Origin of the sequence: Ferriphaselus amnicola (assembly GCF_000974685.2) — a bacterium.
Lineage (GTDB): Bacteria > Pseudomonadota > Gammaproteobacteria > Burkholderiales > Gallionellaceae > Ferriphaselus > Ferriphaselus amnicola.
The window spans coordinates 914,678-937,120 of record NZ_AP018738.1 but is presented as its reverse complement, the minus strand read 5'-3'; the positions used below and the strand labels follow the sequence as shown (position 1 = coordinate 937,120).

Annotated in this window: 19 protein-coding genes; 3 read left to right on the top strand and 16 right to left on the bottom strand. The window is 55.8% G+C overall.

Annotated features, from left to right (window positions below; genetic code table 11):
- Window positions 1-45 precede the first annotated feature (45 nt).
- The 3 genes from dnaK (at window position 46) to OYT1_RS04440 (ending at window position 3,844) form a co-directional block, all read left to right on the top strand.
- The gene (dnaK, locus tag OYT1_RS04450) at window positions 46-1,989 is read left to right on the top strand and encodes a molecular chaperone DnaK (RefSeq protein WP_062626946.1); all 1,944 of its coding nucleotides are present in this window, start codon (window positions 46-48) and stop codon (window positions 1,987-1,989) included.
- Between the two features lie 106 nt (window positions 1,990-2,095).
- A complete protein-coding gene (gene dnaJ, locus OYT1_RS04445; RefSeq protein WP_062626945.1) occupies window positions 2,096-3,232 on the top strand; it encodes a molecular chaperone DnaJ in 1,137 nt (378 codons plus the stop codon).
- Between the two features lie 171 nt (window positions 3,233-3,403).
- Complete coding sequence (locus OYT1_RS04440) at window positions 3,404-3,844, top strand: VOC family protein (protein ID WP_062626944.1); 441 nt, start codon at window positions 3,404-3,406, stop codon at window positions 3,842-3,844.
- 42 nt (window positions 3,845-3,886) lie between these two features.
- Here OYT1_RS04440 and OYT1_RS04435 read toward each other — a convergent pair whose 3' ends face one another.
- The 16 genes from OYT1_RS04435 to OYT1_RS04360 all read right to left on the bottom strand — a co-directional run bounded on the left by OYT1_RS04435 (window position 3,887) and on the right by OYT1_RS04360 (window position 22,430).
- Window positions 3,887-4,342, bottom strand: coding sequence for a hypothetical protein (locus OYT1_RS04435; protein WP_062626943.1), 456 nt, complete (start codon window positions 4,340-4,342; stop codon window positions 3,887-3,889).
- Between the two features lie 316 nt (window positions 4,343-4,658).
- Window positions 4,659-4,982 (bottom strand): hypothetical protein, encoded by a 324-nt coding sequence (locus OYT1_RS04430; protein WP_062626942.1) that lies wholly within the window; start codon window positions 4,980-4,982, stop codon window positions 4,659-4,661.
- On the bottom strand, window positions 4,979-5,383 hold the full coding sequence (locus OYT1_RS04425; RefSeq protein WP_062626941.1) for a hypothetical protein: 405 nt from the start codon (window positions 5,381-5,383) through the stop codon (window positions 4,979-4,981). Before OYT1_RS04425 ends, OYT1_RS04430 begins: the two co-directional genes overlap by 4 nt.
- Window positions 5,383-6,048 (bottom strand): TolB family protein, encoded by a 666-nt coding sequence (locus tag OYT1_RS04420; protein ID WP_119283474.1) that lies wholly within the window; start codon window positions 6,046-6,048, stop codon window positions 5,383-5,385. The genes OYT1_RS04425 and OYT1_RS04420 overlap by 1 nt, the downstream gene beginning before the upstream one ends.
- 186 nt (window positions 6,049-6,234) lie before the next feature.
- Window positions 6,235-6,540 (bottom strand): hypothetical protein, encoded by a 306-nt coding sequence (locus tag OYT1_RS04415; RefSeq protein ID WP_062626939.1) that lies wholly within the window; start codon window positions 6,538-6,540, stop codon window positions 6,235-6,237.
- A gap of 28 nt (window positions 6,541-6,568) precedes the next feature.
- Window positions 6,569-10,843, bottom strand: a complete 4,275-nt coding sequence (locus tag OYT1_RS04410) for a CHAT domain-containing protein (RefSeq protein ID WP_062626938.1) — start codon at window positions 10,841-10,843, stop codon at window positions 6,569-6,571.
- 39 nt (window positions 10,844-10,882) lie between these two features.
- Window positions 10,883-11,725, bottom strand: a complete 843-nt coding sequence (locus OYT1_RS04405) for a formylglycine-generating enzyme family protein (protein WP_197714105.1) — start codon at window positions 11,723-11,725, stop codon at window positions 10,883-10,885.
- A 6-nt stretch (window positions 11,726-11,731) separates the two neighbouring features.
- Window positions 11,732-12,715, bottom strand: coding sequence for a hypothetical protein (locus OYT1_RS04400; protein ID WP_172588511.1), 984 nt, complete (start codon window positions 12,713-12,715; stop codon window positions 11,732-11,734).
- Window positions 12,716-12,746: 31 nt separating this feature from the next.
- Window positions 12,747-16,277 carry a CHAT domain-containing protein gene (locus OYT1_RS04395; RefSeq protein WP_062626935.1) on the bottom strand — a complete coding sequence of 1,177 codons (3,531 nt, stop codon included), beginning with the start codon at window positions 16,275-16,277 and terminating at the stop codon, window positions 12,747-12,749.
- Window positions 16,278-16,319: 42 nt separating this feature from the next.
- A complete protein-coding gene (locus OYT1_RS04390; RefSeq protein ID WP_145983670.1) occupies window positions 16,320-16,772 on the bottom strand; it encodes a hypothetical protein in 453 nt (150 codons plus the stop codon).
- Window positions 16,773-16,873: 101 nt separating this feature from the next.
- Window positions 16,874-17,281, bottom strand: coding sequence for a hypothetical protein (locus OYT1_RS04385; RefSeq protein ID WP_062626933.1), 408 nt, complete (start codon window positions 17,279-17,281; stop codon window positions 16,874-16,876).
- A gap of 12 nt (window positions 17,282-17,293) precedes the next feature.
- A complete protein-coding gene (locus OYT1_RS04380) occupies window positions 17,294-18,256 on the bottom strand; it encodes a hypothetical protein (RefSeq protein WP_062626932.1) in 963 nt (320 codons plus the stop codon).
- Window positions 18,234-18,764 (bottom strand): tetratricopeptide repeat protein, encoded by a 531-nt coding sequence (locus OYT1_RS04375; RefSeq protein WP_145983669.1) that lies wholly within the window; start codon window positions 18,762-18,764, stop codon window positions 18,234-18,236. Before OYT1_RS04375 ends, OYT1_RS04380 begins: the two co-directional genes overlap by 23 nt.
- 196 nt (window positions 18,765-18,960) lie before the next feature.
- Complete coding sequence (locus tag OYT1_RS04370; RefSeq protein WP_062626930.1) at window positions 18,961-20,601, bottom strand: SEL1-like repeat protein; 1,641 nt, start codon at window positions 20,599-20,601, stop codon at window positions 18,961-18,963.
- 168 nt (window positions 20,602-20,769) lie between these two features.
- Entirely contained in the window at window positions 20,770-21,357 is a 588-nt protein-coding gene (locus OYT1_RS04365) for a hypothetical protein (protein WP_062626929.1), read from the bottom strand.
- A 377-nt stretch (window positions 21,358-21,734) separates the two neighbouring features.
- Window positions 21,735-22,430 carry a TolB family protein gene (locus OYT1_RS04360; RefSeq protein WP_110818383.1) on the bottom strand — a complete coding sequence of 232 codons (696 nt, stop codon included), beginning with the start codon at window positions 22,428-22,430 and terminating at the stop codon, window positions 21,735-21,737.
- Window positions 22,431-22,443: the final 13 nt, after the last annotated feature.

Sequence of the window (22,443 nt, the reverse complement as noted above, 5' to 3'; positions counted from 1 at the left end):
CTTGGGCGACATCGGAATCAACCAATTCAACTGAAAGGAAATAAAATGGGAAAGATCATTGGTATTGACTTGGGTACAACGAACTCTTGCGTGGCCGTGATGGAGAACGGCAAGCCGAAGGTGATCGAGAACGCGGAAGGCGCGCGTACCACACCGTCCATCATCGCTTACACCGAAGATGGCGAGATTCTGGTCGGCGCGTCGGCCAAGCGTCAGGCGGTCACCAACCCAAAGAGCACGCTGTACGGCGTGAAGCGCCTGATCGGTCGTCGTTTCGACGAGCCGATGGTGCAGAAGGACATCGGCATGGTGCCCTACGAAATCGTCAAGGCCAAGAACGGCGACGCTTGGGTGAAGGTGCGCGACAAGGACATCTCTGCGCCTGAGATCTCCGCGCAAGTGCTGGTCAAGATGAAGAAGACCGCCGAAGACTATCTGGGCGAAGAAGTCACCGAAGCGGTCATCACCGTACCGGCCTACTTCAACGATAGCCAACGCCAAGCCACCAAGGACGCAGGCCGTATCGCTGGTCTGGAAGTGAAACGCATCATCAACGAGCCTACCGCTGCTGCGCTGGCTTTCGGCATGGACAAGCAAGAGGGTGACCGCAAGATCGCGGTGTATGACTTGGGTGGCGGCACGTTCGACATCTCCATCATCGACATCGCTGAACTGGATGGCGAGCACCAGTTCGAAGTGCTGTCCACCAACGGCGACACCTTCCTCGGCGGCGAAGACTTCGACATGCGCGTGATCGAACATCTGGTGGAAGAGTTCAAGAAGGAATCTGGCATCGACCTGAAGAAGGACATGCTGGCGCTGCAACGTCTGAAGGACGCAGCAGAAAAGGCCAAGATCGAACTGTCTTCCGCGCAACAGACCGAAGTGAATCTGCCTTACATCACCGCTGACGCGACCGGCCCTAAGCACTTGGCCGTGAAGATCACCCGCGCCAAACTGGAAAGCATCGTGGAAGATCTGATCGCTCGCACCATCGAGCCGTGCAAGATCGCCATGAAGGACGCTGGCGTATCGATTTCCGACATCGCCGACGTGATTCTGGTCGGCGGTCAGACCCGTATGCCCAAGGTGCAAGAGAAGGTGAAGGAATTCTTTGGCCGCGACCCACGCCGCGACGTGAACCCGGACGAAGCCGTCGCCGTTGGCGCATGTATCCAAGGTGGCGTGTTGCAAGGCGAAGTGAAGGACGTGCTGTTGCTGGACGTGACTCCGTTGTCGCTGGGCATCGAGACCATGGGTAGCGTGATGACCAAGCTGATCAAGAAGAACACGACCATCCCGACCAAGGCATCGCAAGTGTTCTCCACCGCCGACGACAATCAGTCCGCCGTAACCATCCACGTGCTGCAAGGCGAACGCGAAGTCGCATCCGGCAACAAGAGCTTGGGCCAGTTCAACCTGTCCGACATTCCGCCTGCACCACGCGGCATGCCGCAGATCGAAGTGACCTTCAACATTGACGCGAACGGCATCCTGCACGTCTCCGCCAAGGACAAGGCTACCAACAAGGAAGCCAATATCACCATCAAGGCCAGCTCCGGTTTGTCCGAAGCCGAGATCGAACGCATGGTGCAAGATGCTGAAGCCCACGCCGACGAAGACAAGAAAACGATGGAACTGGTGTCTGCCCGCAACCAACTCGACGGCCTGATCCACTCGACTCAGAAGTCGCTCAAGGAATACGGCGAACAACTGACCGCCGACGAAAAGTCCGCCATCGAAGCAGCTTTGAAAGAAGCCGAAGAAGTGGTGAAGAGCGACGACAAGGATGCCATCGAAGCCAAGGCTGAAGCACTGGCTACCGCCGCACAAAAGCTGGGCGAAAAGATGTACGCCGCCGAGCAAGCCAAGGCACAAGGTGGCGACGCGGGCTGCGGCAGCTGCGAACCCGGCGAACAATGCAACGACCACAAGAAGGACGATAACGTGGTGGATGCCGAGTTCACCGAGGTGAAGGATAAGAAGTAATTAACCAGCGCTGAAGGATGGGTTGAGTAAAGCAACACCCATCGATAGCAATATACGATGGGTTTCGCAATGCGGAACCCATCCTACTATTCAGTGGTAACTGAACATGTCCAAAAAAGATTATTACGAAGTACTAGGAGTGAACCGTGATGCCTCAGAGGATGAGCTGAAGAAAGCTTATCGAAAGCTGGCCATGAAGTTTCACCCTGACCGCAACCCGGACAATCCGAAGGCGGAGGAGCACTTCAAGGAAGCTAAGGAGGCTTACGAAACGCTGTCCGACGGACAAAAGCGTGCGGCCTACGACCAGTATGGCCATGCGGCGTTCGAGGCCGGTGGCATGGGCGGCGGCAGTCCGTTCGGTGCGGGCGGTGCAGGTGCGCAAGGTTTCGATTTCTCCGACATCTTCGGCGACATCTTTGGCGGTGGGCGCGGTGGAGCAGGCGGACGCAGCAATGTCCATCGCGGTTCTGACCTGCGCTACAACCTAGAGATCACGCTAGAGCAAGCCGCGCGCGGTACCGAAACGCAGATCCGCGTCCCGACGATGGCCGAGTGCGACACCTGTCACGGCTCGGGCGCGAAACCGGGCACCAGCCCCACTACCTGCGGCACCTGTCACGGCCAAGGCCAAGTACGTATGCAGCAAGGTTTCTTCTCGATTCAGCAAGCGTGTCCGCGTTGCCACGGCAGCGGCAAGCAGATCACCTCACCGTGCGGCACCTGTCACGGCGCAGGGCGCGTCAAGCAGCACAAGACGCTGTCGGTGAAGATTCCCGCAGGTGTGGACAACGATGATCGCATCCGGCTCTCCGGTGAAGGCGAACATGGCACGAATGGCGGCCCGGCGGGCGACTTGTACGTGGTCATCCACCTCAAAGCGCACTCCGTATTCCAACGCGACCACAACGACCTGCACTGCGAAATGCCGATCAGCTTTTCCACCGCCGCACTGGGTGGCGAGATCGACATCCCCACGCTGGACGGCACTGCGCGCATCAAGGTTCCGCCCGAAACCCAAAGCGGCAAGCAATTCCGCCTGCGCGGCAAAGGCATCAAGGGCGTGCGCAGCAACGCCTTCGGCGACCTGCACTGCCATGTCGTGGTAGAAACGCCGGCCAACCTGACCGAGCGGCAAAAAGAACTACTACGCGAGTTCGAAGCCATCAGCAGCGGCGACCACGCTAGGCATAGTCCACGGGCGAAGTCGTGGATGGATAAAGTGAAAGAGTTCTTTGGTTGATGATTGAAATGAGGGGCAGCGAAAGCTGCCCTTTATTTATGATGAAAAATACTTCCGTTCAACCCACTGCAAAGCCCTGTAGGGTGGGCAGCCCTCTGCCCACCATCGTTGATCGAGCAATCACATCCGCGTGGGCACGGTGTGCCCACCCTACCAAGTAGGAGAACCACCATGCCCATCCAAGCTATCGGCCACATCGTCCTAAAAGTCCGCAGCCTTGACCGTACCGCTGCGTTCTACCGCGAGGTGCTAGGTATCAAGGAGGTGATGCGCTACCGCGATTCGATGGCGTTCTTTTCTTTTGGGACGAATCACCACGACATCGGCCTGTTGCAAGTGGGCGAGCAAGCGCCCTCCCCCGCGCCGAATGCGGTCGGGCTATATCACGTGGCGCTGAAGGTAGGGAATTCGCTGGATGAGTTGCGTGCTTGGAAGCTGCGGCTAGAGGAACACGGCGTGGCGCTGATCGGCATGAGCGACCACGGTGTGAGTCAGTCTCTGTATCTGGCCGATCCGGACGGCAACGAGATCGAGCTGTTCGTGGATGCAGACCCAGCGCTGTGGAAAGATGATTTGGCCGCCGTCATGACGGTGAAGCCATTACGACTTTGATTCTGCGCAGAGACATCGCCCCCCGATCAGTCTAGCCCCAAATCACTCCACCTCAATTTGAATCTCGGCTTCCCCTGTGCGATTCATGCTGTCCGTCACATTCAACAGCAACTGATGCTTGCCACTCGGAATATTGGCATGACTAATTACCACCCCCTCCCCGCTGACACTTGCCTGCTGCGCCACACGACGGGTGATGTCCATTTTGAAATAACCATATAGCACCTTAAAACTTGCCGGATCGATCTTTGCTCCATCACTGGCCGAAAAACTCACCACAATATCGAACGGAGCTTTGACAAACTTATTACCCGGCTTCACCAAACTGATTTGCGGAGAATTGGGAACCGTGGCCGAACGCCCTCGATAGACCACTCCATCCGCCTGCATGACCGCTTCCTTTCTTGCCTCCTCAGGTGTAACCAGCCAATCCTCGGCCTGAGCGCCGACGGGCATCAACATACCAACCATCACCAGCATCAGAAAACCGTTTTTCATATTCATCTCCCGTACCTAATTTGCACTCACTGAATCGCCATTTTCACATACCTGTTGTTCACCTGCTCACAGCTTGAGCTAGTCAGCTCCCGATCAAAAAGAACCCTTTCAGGAATAGATCTGCGCCGACTCAATCCTTTTTACGCAACCAAAATCTGCGGATAAACCACGTGCACAACAGTAGCACTAAGCCCCACGGAAATTGACCGCTGCGACGGTTGTATGGCGATTGCAAAATCAGTCTTCATGTTTATCACCTCAATGTGGGCACGGCACTAAGAGCCTTCGGTGACCACTGAAGCGGCCACGCGGAATTTTATGCATCAAACACTTCCAGAACTACCGGGCGGGCGGCATATAGCTTTTTCAACGCGCTGACGACCCCAAGATATTCTCGAAGTGACAGGCTGCAAAAATAGAAACTCACGATTGCTCCCGACGAAAGTCCGAGGTGCAACCCATCGCGCATCACCGTGCATTCCTTGACGATGGCGTCACCGCCAACATATTGGCCTTCGGCTTCAAAATAGACCGTACCGCTTCTTTTGTCTTGAAGCCAAAAAAAGCGATCAGTCGCGTCGTTTTGCAGCGTGAGTGTGAATATGGCGTCGTCACTTTCCTGCGCTACCTGAGTTTTCATGCTCCCTCCGGAGCCGTTCTGGCCAAAGATAACGAGGATTCATCACGGATTTCAAATTCTGGGCCCAGCTCTAGGCGAAGCACGGAAAGGAGATTTTGAGATGCGTCACGAAACCGAATGACCTCACTCTCAGGCCAAGGCGATGGGTTGGAAGGATAGCTCCAGTCGATAGATGTGTCGTACCACGCGAGGAGATCGACGGCTTGGCGCAAAAGATCATCCGACAGCCCAAGGTCACTCAGCTCCACGGGATAATCAAATTTCTCTCTGGCCGTATCATTGTCTGACCACAGGCAAATGCCCGAGCCAGGATCGAAGAAGTATCGAAAGACATAGCGAGGCAGAGGTCGTTTATTGCTCATCGTGATCCCGCACGAGCCCCCAATTGATTTCAGCTTCATTACTTCTTCTTAGCCTCTTGACGCTTAACAAACGCCATCGCCTGCTCCCACTCCTCGCCCACTGACATCACCTCCTTGCCTTCGGGAGTTATCAGAAAGGAGCAACCAGATTTTCCAGCCGAATCTTCGTGACACCTATCGTCAATCACAAGATGCTCGGCATAGCGCCCGCGAGGAATGACAATGAACTGGTTTGTACCAGTAAGAAATTTTTGTTTTCCCGTGGCTAAGTTAAGAACATGAAGTGCATCCTGCTCCACCCATCCCTCACTGAGAAAATACAGTCGATCACCCGCCGCAGAGAATGCCAGTGAGTTGAACTGGGCCAGCCTAGTTTCAGCGGCATCTTCGGCATCCTCATCTACCATCCGCGTCTTCAACAAGCGCTTGGCGTTCTTGCCCGTCACATCCACCACCCAGATCTCCTTACCCCGGAATACCTCGTGATCTCGCTCATTCTTGGGTCTGATATGCAGATAGGCCACTCGCTGCCCGTCCGGCGACAATACGGCACCGCCATTATTCTTACTTTTCGTGAGCTGGAGCGACCGCCCATCGTCGCCGACATAGAAAACATTTCCGCCCTGCTCTCGCACGGATGCCGCAGCAGCCGTGCCGATCAGCATGGAGAACAAACACATACCTAGCGCTAACCTTTTCATCATAGAACTCCTCTTATCAAAACTACCGAACTGAATTATGTGTAGCCAACACTCTACGCGAACTATTCCAAACGACGAGCTGTAATGCCTGCGATGCCAACTGCATACAAAGAATGTCCACTTTAGACGCTTTCAGCCCCTCTTTTATCAGGCGTGCGGATGGGGTGGCGGAATCGTCAACCCATCTGCTTAGTCTGAAAATTGATAGGCAACGTCCTTTACTACCCCAGCCTCAAGTACAACTTTGCAACCGAAGCGCCCCGCAGTTTTCTTCTCAACCATAAAATTAATGCCTGACTGAGGAAACGGCAGCCCTCCTAAACCGTGCTCCAATCCAAAGGCTTGAAGCTCAGCAATCGGCATACCGGGCTTGATTTGCTCACACATCGCCTTAACCCGCGCCTCGGCACCGATAAAGCTGCTAGTGCAATAGCCCATGCCAACAACCATAAGCCCCATCAAGCTCAATGCAATTACGCGAAATTTAGACTTCATCGTTCCTCACCTATCAAAATGTTAGTGGCTACCATCCCTGCACAATGAACGGCGCCCACAGGGCAGGTTCGGCCTGTCCTTTTTTGCTGCGTAGCTCGGCGATGGTGGCCTGTTGAGCTTGTCTTAGCGCGGCGGCGGGGTTGGTTTTCTTGCCGTACAGTTGATAGAAGCGCTGCATTTGTTGCGCCGTGACGTCGTCGCTTACCGGCCATAGGCTCATCATCAGGTGTGCGGTGCCGGCCAGCGCAAAAGCTCGACGCAGACCGAACACGCCCTCACCGGATTTAACTTCGCCTCTACCCGTTTCGCAGGCAGACAGAGTGACGAGATCGGTGCCGTGCAGGTCCATGCCCGAGACTTCGAGGGCGGTCAACAAGCCGTCTAGCCCATCCTGGGCTTTACCGGCATAGTTCGCTCCCGCTAGGGCAAGGCCGGAACGTACGAGCGGGTTCTCATGACCGGAGGAAGTACGGGCCGTGGCCTGAGCCGTGTCCTGCAGTGCCATCGCACCGCGTGTGCCGGGGCCGCTCCGCGACTGGTCGCTGAGGAAGAAGCCGTGGGTGGCGAGGTGCATGATTTTGGGGTGACCCGCAGCGAGGACCGAGGCTTCGGTCGCCTGCTTCCCTGTAACAATGCGTTGCTTGCCCCGGATCACGCTGGGTATGTAGTCGGCTTCCTGCTGCGTGCCGGGTAAGGGGCCGAACTGGAGATCGAAGCCCGCCGCGCGGGTGACGTTGGCAGAGTGACTATCCGACGGAACAAGCCGCGAATCGAGGTCGAATGCGGGATTAGCAGCGAGATAGAGCAGACTATCTGGCTTGATACCGGTATCGCCTTTGGCGAGTTCGCGCCCCGAGGTGACATAAACAACATTGCGACGCTCGATGAGGAAGCGCTCATCCTCTCCCAGCATGGCGGCAAACGGCACGAGGTTGAGTAAGCCATCCGGACTGAAGATGACGGTATCGGCGGCATCAACGGATTTACGCAGCGGTTGCCACAGCATCTGATACAACTTGCGTGTAGCAGCAAGTTGTAGATCGGTGTCGAGGCCGATGCGGTCGAGCTGTCTGAGTTGATACTGGAGATCGCTTTCCAACGCACTCGCCTCTCCCAAATCGGCTAGATCTATGTGGCCATCGGGGTGAAGCAGGAAGGCCAAATAGTGCTGAGTACCCGCCCATTTTCCCTGTTGCCAGTCGAAATCATCGATGCGAATGAATTCGGCGAGCACGGCCCCGGCAGGCAGGTGCCCAGCCAGCACCGCGCTGGTGATGCCGCGTTGTTTCAGCTGCTCGGCGACCAGCGCACTCCTCCCGGCAAGCTGCCGCTCCAATCCGTCTATCCTGTCATCGAGCTCACGCAGCTGGCGCTGATAGGCTTCCGCGCTGAGCTCACCGGGCCTGTTCTGCAACAACCTGGACTGGATGGCGCGCTGTCTGGCCAGTTCGTCCCACAACGCACGCGCAGCGGGATCGAGACTGCCCGCCAACGCTTCGTTCTGTCGGGCCTGCGCATCGAACACGATACCTTTGCGCGCGAGCACCAGATCCAGCCCCTGCCGCAAAGCCTGCGGGTCATGCGTGAAATGTTGGTGGATCAGCGACAACTGGCCGAAATAACCCCATTCCTGCTGCTGCACATAGGCCAGCTTGTCCTTCTCGTTGGCGACCGCGAACACCCGTTCGATAACCTTGTCTGCGATAGCGTTGCCCCGACTGAACGAGGCCAGTGCATCCGTATAGCGCCCCAGCGCCGCTTGGCTGAAAGCCAGATTGCCCAGCGTATTGCCGGTATATCTGTGCCCGTCGCCCAGCGTGTGCTCGCGGATGCGCAAGGCGCGGTTCAGCAAGGGTAGCGCTTCGTCATGCCGCCCCATGTCGCCATACACCATCGCCAGATTATTGATGACCACGGCGGTCTCGGCGTGTTCGGCACCATATTTTTTCTCGCTGATTGCGAGCGCGCGCTGGTAACTGGCTACGGCCTGCTGATGCTCGCCCAGCCGCCAGTACAGCGTGGCCAGATTGTTCAGGCTGGCGGCGGTATCGACATGTTCATCCCCCAAGGCTTTTTCACTTATGGACAGAGCGCGTTGTGCCAGTTCCAGCGCCTGTCGGTAATCGCCCTTGCGTTCGTAGATGACGCCCTGATTCCCCAGCGCGGTCGCCGTCAGCGCATGCTGCGCTCCCAACGACCTCTGGTAGATATCCACCACCCGTTGCGCCATCGACAGGGCTTTATCGAACTGGCCGATCTCCGCATACAGCGTCGCCAGATTATTCAGGCTGGCTGCCGTCTCCGGGTGATCCCTTCCCAGGCTCCGCTCTGCGATGGACAACGCCCGCGCATGGTAGGCAAGGGACTTATCGTATTCACCCAGCATCTCGTGCAGGGTGCCAAGGTTGTTCAGACTGATCCGAGTCTCCGGATGTTCGCTTCCCAGCACGCGCTCCCTCACAACCAAGGCACGCTGATGCAGATCCGATGCCTCCGCATATCGCCCCAGCGTCACATACAGGCTGGCCAGATTGTTCATGTCTGAAGCCGTGGCTGGATGTTCCGCTCCTAGTGCCTTTTCATCGATGGCCAGCGCACGCTGATACAACGCCAATGCCTGCTCATACTCGCCGACAGTCTTGTTGTAGAGCGCGAGATTGCCCAGCGTAACGGCAGTGCCGACATGATCTGGCCCCAGCACCTTCTCGTTGATCGCCAGTGCTCGCTGATACAGGGGCAAAGCTTGGACGTACTTCCCCGTCACCAGATAGATATCCGCCAGATTGGTCGCCCCTACCGCGACATCCGGATGTTCCGCGCCATATACCTTTTCATAGCCCGCCAGTGCACGTTGCTGGGCGGATAAAGCTTCCTCGAAACGCCCCATGGATTTGTAGATCAATGCCAGATCGTTCAGATCGTTCACTGTATTTCGGTGCGCGATGCCCAATACCCGCTCATCGACCGCCAGCGCACGCTGGGCGAACTGCGATGCCAATTGATCCTGCCCAGCATTGTGATAACCCCAGCCAAGGTTACGCAGGCTGCTTGCCGTATCGGCGTATTCCTCGCCGTACACCTTTTCACGTATCGCCAACGCCCGCTCCAGCAGCGGCAACGCCTCTCTGTGTCGCCCTAGTTTGCTCAGTGCACCCGCCGTTCCCTCTAGGCTGGAAGCCGTATCCGCATGCCCATCGCCCCGCAGCTTTTCTGTGATAGCCAACTCTTGGCGGAACCAATTCAAGGATTGCTCTTGCCGCTCCATCTTGCCCAGCAGTTGCGCCAGCTTCCACATAACCGCAGCCGCCTCTGAGGAGTCCGGCCCGGCGGTCTGTTGACGTATCCGCAGCACCCGTTCGTACTTCTGCAACGCCAGTTCGTTCCGCCCCAAAGCCTCCTGCACATCGGCGGCCCGCAGTAGATCGTTGGCCACCTCGGGATGCTGCGCGCCATATTGCTTCTCGTCAGCCGCAGCCGCCTCGATAAAGAACACCGCAGCCTCTTCTTTGCGTCCCAGTTTTTCCATAACATCGGCTAGGTTGTAATTAGAGAGAGCGAGCTGCCCGGGCAATGACTTGCTGGCGATCTGTAGCGCCAGCTTGCGCAACTCGAAAGCGCCATGTAGGTCGCCGCCGCGTTCTGCGAACTTGGCTCGCGCCGACAGATTAGTGTAAGCCGGCAAGCTATGCGCGCCGTACACCTGATCGAACAAAGGCTGCAACTGGTCGAACAGCGCCCGTGCCTGCTGCGGATCGCTATCTTGTTGCGCTGCGACCTGACTGGCTTGAGGCAGCAAGCGCTGTATCTCGGCGTAGGCTGCTGGTGCGCGTTTTTGCGCCACATCAGCCTCGCGTGCGTTGTTAAAGTCCGTCTCCAGTTGCCGTAATTGGACTTCCGCCGCTGCGCTCGTGGCCCTCTGCCGAGCCGATATCTGGCCGCGTGACAGATTGCAACCCGCCTCATCAGATCGCAATCTTCTCTCTCGCAACTCGCCTATAAGGCTAGTGCTCGCTAGTCCAAGCAAACTGATGCCATGCCCTGTGGACTGCAAGGGGTCAGGATATTCAACGCTCAGATTCTCTGTGCCTGTACCAGAAAACCGACCGGGGTCAGCGCCCTGCAATAGACTGTAGCCCGTGATATGCGTGCCTTGCACACCGACAGCCAAGGTATAGGGACGGCTATCGCCCTCCTTGACCTCGCCGCAATCCTTGCCGCTCAACTCTAGAAAAGTGATGGTGCCTTCGTAGGTGTAGTGCTGCGCATTTGCCGCGGCAGGCAGCAACAAAGTGAGGGACAACATAATCAAAAATCGAGTTGAATAGCGCATCCATCGCTCCCCTTACTTTAATTCTCTGGCCACGCGAAAACCGCTGTTTTCCCCACGTCCATCTGCAGCACTGGCATCGCGGCGAGCAGCGCGTGACTCATCGGCCTCGTTCATCCACGAACCGCCGCGTACCACGCGCATAGCTTCACCGCCCGCCCAAGCTCGGCCATCCTTGGGCACGCGGTGATAATTGGCGTGATAGCGATCCTCCACCCACTCCCACACATTGCCAAGCATATCAAAGAGGCCGAAAGCATTTGGCGCAAAGCTGCCGACTGGCACGGGTTGCTTGCCATCCGATACGCTGCCGCAGTGTTTGAAATTGGCATTATTCTGCCCAGCCCCTGTTCCCCAATAATATCCAGTGGAACTGCCTGCACGCGCGGCGTATTCCCATTCAGCCTCCGTGAGTAAGCGATAGTGCTGGCTGGTTTTTCGACTCAACCACGTAAGGTAAGCCTGCGCATCCTGCCAACTGACATCGACCACTGGTTGGCTTCCCCGCCCCCATCCGTAATCAAACGGATGATGCCCGTTGCAACCGCCGTCGGCCGTGCAGGCATCCCACTCAGCAAAGGTGATCTCATACACGCCCACGGCAAACGGACGGGCGATAGTCACGCGGTGCTGCGGCCCTTCGTTTTCTTCTCGCATCGCCTCATCGGACGGCGAGCCCATTAGGAAACTGCCCGCCGGAACGACCACCATCTGCGGGCAATCAGCGCAGTCGCGGAATTCGCTGCCCGACGGCAAACCACTCTGAATATCTTGCGCTTGAGTGGCAAAGCCGACTCCCCACACGATCAGCCCGATCAGGTGAACAATGACGCTTGTTATCCGTGCATGCATAGTCATGGCTCGTCAATCCCACCAGTTGAACAAAGCCGAGCCCATCGTCTGCGGTTTCCAGTATTTAAGATCACTGTCACACATATAGGGCAGATCCGGCGTTAACTGGAATTCCGCTTCCAGTTCCGCTTTGCTCATCACATTGATCCCATAAAATTCTTTCAACTTCGCCGCGATCTCGGCGCAGTCCACGAACTGGAGCTTGATACCTCTCTCATCAGATTCCACATGACTGCAAACTGCCCAACACCCGTCATAGGAGCACAGCAGGTAGCGCTTTGCCCCCTCCTGATGATCGAATCGGCCTGTGAACTCAACGTAGCTGAAGTTCGGGGTGACTTCAGGTTCATGTATCGGCCCCACCCGATAGTAAAGTGCAGCACCGATCTTTTTCGCTATGTGTGGGAACCTGTCCCACGATTTTTCGGTGGGATTTAACGACTCGATCAATTCCTGATGGGACATTTCGACGGCGTACCAACAAGAACAGGAGCTTGGTTCAGGTGACGGGTTCCAGGCCACCAAAAAGTGCAGCGACAACATTTTGCCGGCTGCAAATTTTTCGAGGCGAACGGATATTGCGTTGTCCGCCATCGCAACCGAAATATTTTCACAGGTAGATTGGCCTTGATAATTCAGGCGCTCGTTAAGCCGATCCGAATCTTCCGTACCTATCATCACCAGCTTGCCATTAGACTCCCATTCCCATGCCTCTAATGACTCCCCGGAGTTCGCCATCCCCTGCTGTTTCAAGTCATCCCACTGACAGTAAAATTCCAGATTTTCAAACGCCGAACACGACAACCCTTCGAACAACACCGCCGCACAGCCATCGACGCTCATTCCCAACGGCATCTCGCGATCAACAGGGCGTATCGAAACACGGAAATTATCAACCTCTCCTGCATCGGCCTTGATGCCAAAAGACAATCTACCGAGGGGTGTTTCCAACGATGTACTTTTATTGCTTGGCGGACTCAATGTGATTTCCTTCAAAACGGTTTTCTCACCCTCGACACGTTGGTAGCTACCACCCCTGCACAATGAACGGCGCCCACAGGGCAGGTTCGGCCTGTCCTTTTTTGCTGCGTAGCTCGGCGATGGTGGCCAGCTGGGCTTGTCTTAGCGCGGCAGCAGGGTTGGTTTTCTTACCGTACAGTTGGTAGAAGCGCTGCATCTGTTGAGCGGTGACGTCGTCGCTTACCGGCCATAGGCTCATCATCAGGTGTGCCGTTCCGGCCAGAGCAAAGGCGCGGCGCAGGCCGAACACGCCCTCACCGGATTTAACTTCGCCTCTACCCGTTTCGCAGGCAGACAGAGTGACGAGGTCGGTGCCGTGTAAGTCCATGCCGGACACCTCAAGAGCAGTAAGCAAACCGTCGCGCCCGCCCTTGGCATCACCGGCGTGGTTGGCTCCGGCAAAGGCGAGGCCGGAGCGTACCAGCGGATTCTCGTAGCCTGCGGGTAAGGCGGAAGCGCTATCGGAATGGTGAGTTTGGGGCTGCTCTGAGTCGATGCGTGATGCGCCTCGGGTGCCTTGTGTGATGGAGGCTTGATCGGCGAGGAAGAAGCCGTGGGTGGACAGGTGCATGACGCGAGGGCGACGAATGTTCAGCACAGAGTCTTCGGTCGCCTCTTTCCCTGTCAGGACGGTGTGCTTGCCGGTCAGGTAGCTCGGGACTTGCTCGGCTTCTTGCGCGGTGCCGGGCAAGGGGCTGAAGTGCAGGCCGAATCCGGCGGAGCGTACCGCGCCCCGTGTCAACTCTTCGCTGGCAGGTGTCGGGCTTACTTGGACTGCAAGATCGAATTTCGGGTTGGCCGCCAGATAGAGTTCGGTTTCCGGTTTGATGCCTAAATCTCCTTTGGTGAGATCTCGGCCAGAGGTAACGTAGCTGATCTGACGGCTTTCGATCAGGTAGTGGCCGTTGTCGTCTTGCATCGCGGCAAAGGGGACGAGGTTCAGCAGGCCGTCTGGGCTGAATACGACTTTGTTGGCATCGCCCACGGCTGCAGCGATGGGTTGCCACAGGGTTTGATACAGGCTGCGGGTAGCGTCTTGTTGTTGGTCATTCGAACTGCCGACGAGGCCGATGGGCTTGAGCGCAGCTTGGACGGTCGATTCCAAGGCACCGGCTTCGCCCAGATCGACGAGCTGGATCTTCCCGTCACCGTGCAGGATGAAGGCTAGGTAGCGCCAGGTGTCAGACCATTTGCCATGTTCCCAGTCGTAGTCTTGGATCTTGACGAATTCGGCCAGTACGCCACTCTTGCCCAAGGTATTGGCAACTTCTTGGCTGGTGACCGTGCGCTGTTTGAATTCTTGCGCCACTAGGGCGCTCTTGCTGGCGAGTTGGCTTTCCAGTTGGGTAATGGCCGCTTGATAGTCAGCGATGCGCTTCTGATACGCCTCGCTGCCCAGCGTCTCAGGCTTGCTCTGCATCAGTTTGGCTAACTCGCTGCGCTGGTTGGACAGCGCATCCCACAGCTTCTTGGTCTCGGGGTCGAGGCTGCGGGCGATGGCGTCTTGCTGGCGCGCTTGCGCATCGAACACAATGCCTTTGCGAGAGAGCACCAAATCGAGGCCAGCGCGAATGGCCGCTGGATCGCTGGCTAACTGGCGGTGGATCAGGGACAGCATGCCGTGGTAACTCCACACATTTCCCTGCACGAGAGCCAACTTTTCCTGCTCGGTCAGGATCGAAAAGGCACGCTCGATGACTAGGCCGATCGCATGTTCACCTCGCCTGAAGTACGCCAGAGATTCGACAGGCTGGCGCTGAATACCATGCAAGAAGGCAAGAAAGCTCAAACTATTGGCCGTATCTTCGTGCTCTTGTCCAAACACTTTCTCTCGGATGGATAAGGCACGCTGGAGTAAAGGCAAAGATTGATCAAACTGCCCGAGTCGCCTGTACACCATGGCAAGATTGCTCAGGCTGATAGCCGTATCAGCGTGTTCGGCTCCCAGAGACTTTTCTCGGATCGACAGAGCACGCTGATAAAGCGCGAGTGCCTTGTCATACTGCTCAAGCGTTTCGTACAAGCCTGCCAAGTTGCCCAAGCTGGTAGCTGTGGATGGATGCTCTGCACCGAGCGATTTTTCACGAATCGCCAGCGCGCGCAGGAGCAGCGGAATCTCCTTGTCGTACTGCCCCAGGTCATCAAATAAAGCCGCAAGATTGTTCAGGTCGGTTGCGGTATCTGGGTGCTCCTTGCCCAACGCATTTTCGTCGATAGCCAAGGCTTGCTGGTATAAGGGCAGCGCTTTCTCATACTGGCCAAGTGAACGATACAAACTTGCCAGATTGTTCAGGCTAGAGGCGACGGTGGGATGCTCCAAGCCGAATGCTTTTTCCCGGATCTGCAAGGCTCGCTGATACAAGGGCAGGGCTTTGTCATACTGACTTAGATCCGCATATACCAGCCCCAACCCTTCGAGGCTGACGGCAGTTTGAGAGTGATTCGGGCCTAGCGTCTTTTCACGCACAGACAAGACCCTCTGGTAAAGCTGCAAGGCTTGGTCATACTGTCCGAACTTGTAGTGCAACCCTGCCAAATCATTCATGCTGAGCAGCGTATCTGCATGCTCTCGTCCCAGCGTCTTTTCGCGGATAGCCAAGGCACGCTGATAATAAGGAGCCGCGCCACTGTACTGCCCCATTTCCTCATGCAGCTTGGCAAGCGCGTTCAGAGTCTCGGCCAACTCGGAATGCTCTGGGCCCAGTGTCTTTTCACGGATAGCCAAGGCGCGTTGGTAGTAAGGCAGCGCTTTCTCATACTCGACCAGTTTTACGTATAAACCTGCCAAATCATCGAGACATCCAACGGTCTCGGGATGCTCTGCCCCAAGCGTCTTTTCGTAGATAGGAAGGGCACGTAACAGCAAAGGCAAAGCTTTGTCGTATTGCTCTTGGATCCTATAAGTAAGTGCTTGGATATTTAGCTGCTGGGCCGTCTCGACACTCTCCGCTCCAGACGCCTTGGCCTTGATGGCTGCTGCGCGCTGGTACAAGGGCATGGCTTGGTCGCGTTGCCCCAGTTTTTCATACAGAGTCGCAAGGTTATTCAGGCTGGCCGCCGTCTCTCCATGTTCTGCCCCTAGCGTTTTTTCCCGAATCGCCAGAATACGCTGCCTCAACGGCAACGATTTTTCGTCCTGGCCGGTGGCCTCATATAACACCGCTAAATTGCTTAGACTCTGAGCCGTAGCGGTATGCTCGAAGCCAAGGACTTTTTCACGAATCTCCAAGGCACGCAGGTACAGTGGCAACGCTTTATCGTATTGTTTGAGTGCTTTGTACGCAGCCGCCAGATTGTTCAGGCTGGTAGCAGTCGCAGCATGTTGGGGGCCAAGGATCTTTTCTCGAATCTCCAGAGTTTGCTCAGCCAGCGTAGCCGCCCCTTGATAGTCACCCTTTTGGTACAGTTCGAGGACCTGTGCATTCAACTGCTTCGCCCGCTGCAACTCTTCCTCATCGGCCTTGGACAAGTCGCCAGCCTGCACCACGCCGATCATCAGTGCACATAATACTGTCAACACCCACCGATCAACTATCATCACTCTTACCTCACTGACGCAAAAAGGAAGCTAGCCATCGACTCACTTGACCTCAAACGGTTTATGAACAAAACGGACACGTCTGAGCTTGTCATGCTCCCAAACAAAATATGAGATACCTCGCAGCTTGGGGTCTTCGTTGATCCCGCCGATGATTACCAATAAGCGGCTATCTGGACGATATTTGATCAGCGACTCATCGCTCCCCTCCAGTGCATCGTAATCAACATTGATGTTGTCTATGGCGTCCAGATTTTTTGGGTGAAAGACCTGCCCCGTTGTCGCATCAACGATGGCTAGGGAGCCACAACTCGACCCGCAGCCCCAACCGACGATGGTGTAGTGTCCGGCAAAGTTAGGGCCGCGCTTCGCCCCTTCTCGGATTTTGCTTCTGAACAGCCGTGAGCGCGGGTGGGATTTGACATCCGGCTCGGCCAGTTCTCCCACAAAGACGGGGACGGAGTAATCGGAAAACGTCGGGGGATTTTTCGGCAAGTCCGCAGCTCGGATAGTGCTCGCATCAAAGTACGCCTCATTCGCTTGGGCGTGGCACAGCCCAGTAAGCAAACACAGGCAGAGCATTGAAAGCGCTCTGCTCATACCGTAGTTCTAGGTAATTCGGGATGCTGGCTCATCTGCACCCACTCGATCTGGGGATGGATGAACATGCCATCGGGCGTAACATTCCGGCTCCAAATAGCTTCCCGGTCGGCGGCTTCGTCGTCGTTATCGTAGCGCTGCCAGTGGGTAGCCAAGCCTAAGATCCTATCAAACGCCGCCGATGGGCTACCTTCCGGCGCCAATAACAGATCGCAATCAAACAGCTTGGGGAATTTCCAATAACGCTCACATGACCAAGTGGCTATTCTGGCCAAGCCGCACAAACCCGTCTCGATACTCGGAATGAGCGCAGCCACCCCATCTTCATCGGAAGCTTCGATCATCAGCCGTAGCCGCAACTCTGCACGGGCTTGCATGGCGACATCACCCACTTGGCTGGTCACGTTCTCGCCCTCTCAGCGTGCTACCAGCTTACCAGCGGCAGCACTTGCCACGGGATCGTGCCACAAGGCTTTTTTGCGGGCGGGCGTAAGTAGGGTCGTTTCCGATTTTTGGGGCTTGTTGGTGTACTGCGCCCAGAAGGGGAAGCGCGCATCCTGCGAGTTGTTCAGCTTCGCGCCCTTGGGGGACGCAGGATCGAATTGAACAAGGTCGAAAATGAAGTAGCTATGCTCTTTGCCGTCGCGACTCAGCACCGCAGTCGGACCATCCGGTCCGGCTGGCTCCGCGATGCGCTGCAATATCAGAGTAGCAGCCGACTCATTGGCAAAACGCACAATGCGCGAGTCGCTCATTACGCCAGATTTGCTCAAATAGCGATAACCGTCATCACTTGAAAGCAGAAAGAGTCTGCCGCCAAACTCACCCGCCAAACCGTTGCCATGCGAGCTGGTCTCGATCACGAAGTCTGGCTTACCATCACCATTCAAGTCGGCAGAGTAGGCCAAATCGACAAACTCGCCTCCGGGGAAAGAGGCCATTTTCAACACCGCTTTCGCCGCAGCCTTGCCCTTTTCCTGAAGTTTAATCACCACATGCGTGCCCGCCTCGCTCTCTTCTTCAGCATGCTTGTTCGTCTTGGAGATACTGGCGAGGGAAATGTCATAGCCGGCACAGCTCGCACTCGCCTGCCCGCCCGCCCAATACACCATGCCGGGGGTCATGTTGCACTCCGTCAGCTTGACCGCCTGAACGCTACCCGGCTCGAAATCCGGTGCATAAACAGGCGTAACGCCCGCCCCCCATGCCTCGGCAAACGCACCGCCTGCAAACAGGCTAATGCCCAGCCCCAAGGCAGAACACACACCCGACCAACGCACAACCCAACTCTGACTTTCCACAACACCCTCCTTAGCCACCAATTTTTTCAGTGCGTTATGCCGATTGGCATAATCATCAACGACAAGACGAACTGCCATTGCAACCATTTCCGTAATAAGGGGTATTTTTGTAGCTGTGATCCTCCATCATCCCCTTCAGTTTCTTCCTTGCCGCTTCCGCATTCAGCTCCCCAACGCTTGGGCCTTCTTGGGTTTTTGGGGCGCGAGCAGCCTCTGCCTGCCTCCTCTTCTCCTCCGCCCTATCAGCCTCTATCCGTTTGTCTAATTGCCTGCTGTACTCCTTTGCCAGCTGCCTGTCGCCCCTAGCACCCGCAAAATCGTTTAGCTTCTCCTCCATACACTTAGCCCTATTGCTGTGAAGATGACTCAAGCCATATCCACGAAGTTCGTCATGCCGAATTGCCTCACTATAATCTTCCATTGCGCCTTGAGGATCGTTCAGCTCGTAACACTTCCAGTACGCCAGATCAGAATGCATGTAGCTCATGGCATCGTGGTCTGGATGCTCAGACTTTCGCCCCAACTCTATCCCTTTGTTATAGTCACTCATAGCGCCTTGCCGGTCACCGTTATTTCTCTTCTTCATCCCCGACTCCATATAACGATGCTCCGGCGAAGCGCACCCCGCCAGCGCAAGTGCCAATACCATTAACCCCAGTTGCAGACATTGTGATTTTCTCATGACATAACTCCTTGTAAGATTTTTCAGTTTTCTCGCCTTTTTGATACTTTTGACAAGCGCTGCGCGCACAATGTGCACGCAATCTCGTCCAACACTTATTTCAGTTTGCTCCGTGCTCTTTCAACTGTGCCAAGGTCTTCTGCGCACGCTCGTTGCCATGCTCAGCCGCCAAGGTGAGCCATTTCATCGCCTCGGCTCGATCCTGAGGCACCCCGACTCCGTTCAGGTACATGTAACCAAGATCATTTTCAGCCGAGGGAAATCCCTGCGCGGCCGCCAATTTTTCCCACTTCAGCGCTTCAGTAGCATCTACCGCGACTCCGATGCCCTTAAGGTAGTGCGCCCCCAGCATCTGTTGTGCGCTGGCATCGCCCTGTTCAGCTGCTAGGCGATACCATTTGTGGGCTTCGGTGTAGTCCTGCTTGATGCCAGTTGCACCATTATTGAAAATGTCGCCTAGTCGGTTGTAAGCCGTTATGTGTCGATGCTCCGCCGCAAGCTTGTACCACTTGATGGCCTCTGCAACATCAGGGGGTACGCCGTAACCGTTCTCATAAATCACCCCCAGATTGGATTGCGCCTCGACATTTCCTTGTGCTGCTGCAAGTTTTAACCACTTGAGCGCTTGTACATCATCCTGCTTGATGCCCCGTCCCTGTGAATAGAAAACCCCCAGCTTGTTTTGTGCGGTCGCATCGCCCGCTTCTGCGGCTTTTTCATACCATTTTGCCGCTTGCACGTCATCCTTTGGGACACCGTGCCCCATCTCATACATCCCCCCCAGATTACGCAAAGCACCCGAGTCCCCCTGTTCTGCTGCCAGCCTGTACCATTTCACCGCCTGCACATCATCCTGCGCTATGCCTTCGCCATGTTCGTACATGGCACCGAGGTTATATTGCGCCTTGGCAAACCCCTTTTGCGCCGCACTCTGGGTCAGCTTCACCGCCTCGCCCAAATTCTTGGCGACTCCCCATCCGGAGTAATAATGCACAGCTAATCTGTGCTCTGCTTCAGCGCTGCCCTGCGCTGCGGCCAATCGATACCACTTGAGCGCCTCGGCATAATCCTGCGTCACATGCCTGCCTGATGAATAATCATTTCCCAATTCAACCTGCGCAAGCACCAAGCCCTGTTCGGCGGCCTTGCGATACCATTGGATGGCTAGCGAGATATCTTTGGGTACGCCCAGACCATTCCAATACAGCGAACCGAGATTCAGTTGTGCATTGTCATAGCCCTGATCCGCTGCCAGCCTGAACCACTTCGCCGCTTCGGTGTAATCCTGTTTGACCCCTTCAGCATCGCGGTACAACACCCCCAGATTAGCCTGTGCTTCAGCATCCCCTTGGTCAGCGGCGAGTCGAATTAACCTTGCCGCCTCAGTAACATCTTTGGTGACACCTTCACCGAGGAGATACATGCCACCCAGATTGCTTTGCGCCTTGGCGTCTCCTTGCTTGACCGCCAGTTGAAACCATTTAATCGCCTCGGCTAAATTCGCCGTCACACCGATGCCTCGCTTATAAAACACACCCAAGGCGTTTTGCGCAGACGCATCGCCTTGGTCGGCCATCGTTTTAAAAATCTTGTAAGCCGCCGCGTAGTCCTTGCTGGCATACGCGGCCTTGCCCTGGGCGTAGCTCACTTGCTCTTGGGCAAAAGACGGTGCAGCCACCAAATTTGCGCCAAGCAAAGCAAGAGTCACCGTGCATACGCGAAATAAACCTGCTGTTTTCATAAGTTTTCCCTTCGTTAGTCGCAAGCCCATTGAGCCTACCTTGTTGATGCTGTATGAATCGTTTTACGGCTTCTATAACTCGGTTGCATCAGCCGACAAATCAGCTTCAAAGCTCTGCAACGGTTCTCGTCCCCTGGATAGCGTTTCCACCACGCCGTTGGGCGGTGTTCATGCGATGGCATCGAGTATTTCCCAGCAAATTTGATCAGTCCGGCTGGCTTCAGCCGCCCTGGGACAGCTCAACGCATAGGCAGCAGCATCGGGCGCGCGCCAGATCAAGTCGTGGCGCCCCAGCACATCATCGTATCTCGCCAGCGTTGCGCCCGGCGTTTGCTTCGCTATGTCGATGAAGCTGTCGAGCACCGAGGACGACACGAAAAACAAGTTGCAGATGTCCCATATGAACGAAGTCGCATGAAATTTCACAAAATATTCCCCAAAGTCTAGACCGCTCCAGCTACACTCAACGGCGACCCGGCCTGCTGCAGCGTCAGCGTCACCGGCAAACTGGCTTTCACTCTGAAAAACACGCAAGGGCTCATCGGGCGGGAAGAGAAAGGTCAGACACAGATCACAATCCAAGCGCGAATCGTAGTCGTTGCGCGCCTCGCGCCCCATAAGCTGCTCCACCCCCGTGTCAAGCGCGCGCAGCAATCTGGCTCGGTCTGCCGCCACCAGATGCTCTGCCACGGCCCGCACCAACTGCGCGGCACTGCCACGCGGGGCGACGATATCAAATGAAGTTATTCGGCTCATCCATCACCTCTCTCTAAAACAGTTCAAAGGTTGTCATCCACCCACAGCAGCAAGGAACATCTAAGCAGCGCACCCTGGCGATCAATTTGCCTGAGCACCCGTTCGATCACTGCGGGAGTCAGTTCCGCTGCAACGACTATCATGTGTGGCGCGTCAATCAGTGCCAATCAGCATGGCAAACAAACACAAACCAGAGATGAATCTTTTCATTGCATGTCCCCTTTTCATCGAAATTATTGAACCGCCATTATGTGTAGTTTTCCTCACCATCGACACGTCGGCAGCTAAATGGCCAGTATCCATTTTTGTCGTTCGTGCTTATTAGGGCTTGGCTCGTTGCATCGCCGCATCTGAGCAGCTCGATAAGCAACGTGTCCTTAACGCTTTCCTTCCTGCTTCCGAACAAACCGTTTTGCCTGTTCGTCATCCTCGCCCACTTTCCTGATTTCTTTGCCCTGAGGGGTAATCAACCAGTAATAGTCCGATGAGCCGCCCGCCTTGAAGTATTTATGCTTAGCCACAACCAGATGGTTGGCGTATTTTCCTTTGCCTACGACCAGCACATCATTTGCGTCTGTAATGTAATGCTCTTTGCCACTGGCCAGATCCAGCACATGCAGGGCATTGGAAACCGCCCATGCGACACTCAAAAAATACAACTGCTTTCCATCCGCAGAAAACTTCCAGTTGTTGATCTGCGTGAGTGTTTTTTCGAGAGCTTCGTCATAATGCGTCGCCAATAGACGGCGCACCTGCTTGCCGGAAATATCGGCAATCCAGAGTTCCCTTTCCAGTTCCTCGCTATCCGGTGCCTTCTGGCGCGTGGCTCGCCCGAACACCACCGTCTGCCCATCCGGCGACAGGATCGGCTCACTGTCACTACGCAGGGAAGTCAATTGCCGTGAAACGCCATCATCCCCAACATAAAAAATATTCCCCGCTTGTTCGTGCACGGAGGCGGCATTCGCCACACCCGCAAACATCAACACCAGCAACATAAAACCGAACCGCATACCACCTCCACCATGAGCATTAGAAAATTTACTACGATGCCACTCTATTTCATCAACCATGACTGATTAGACG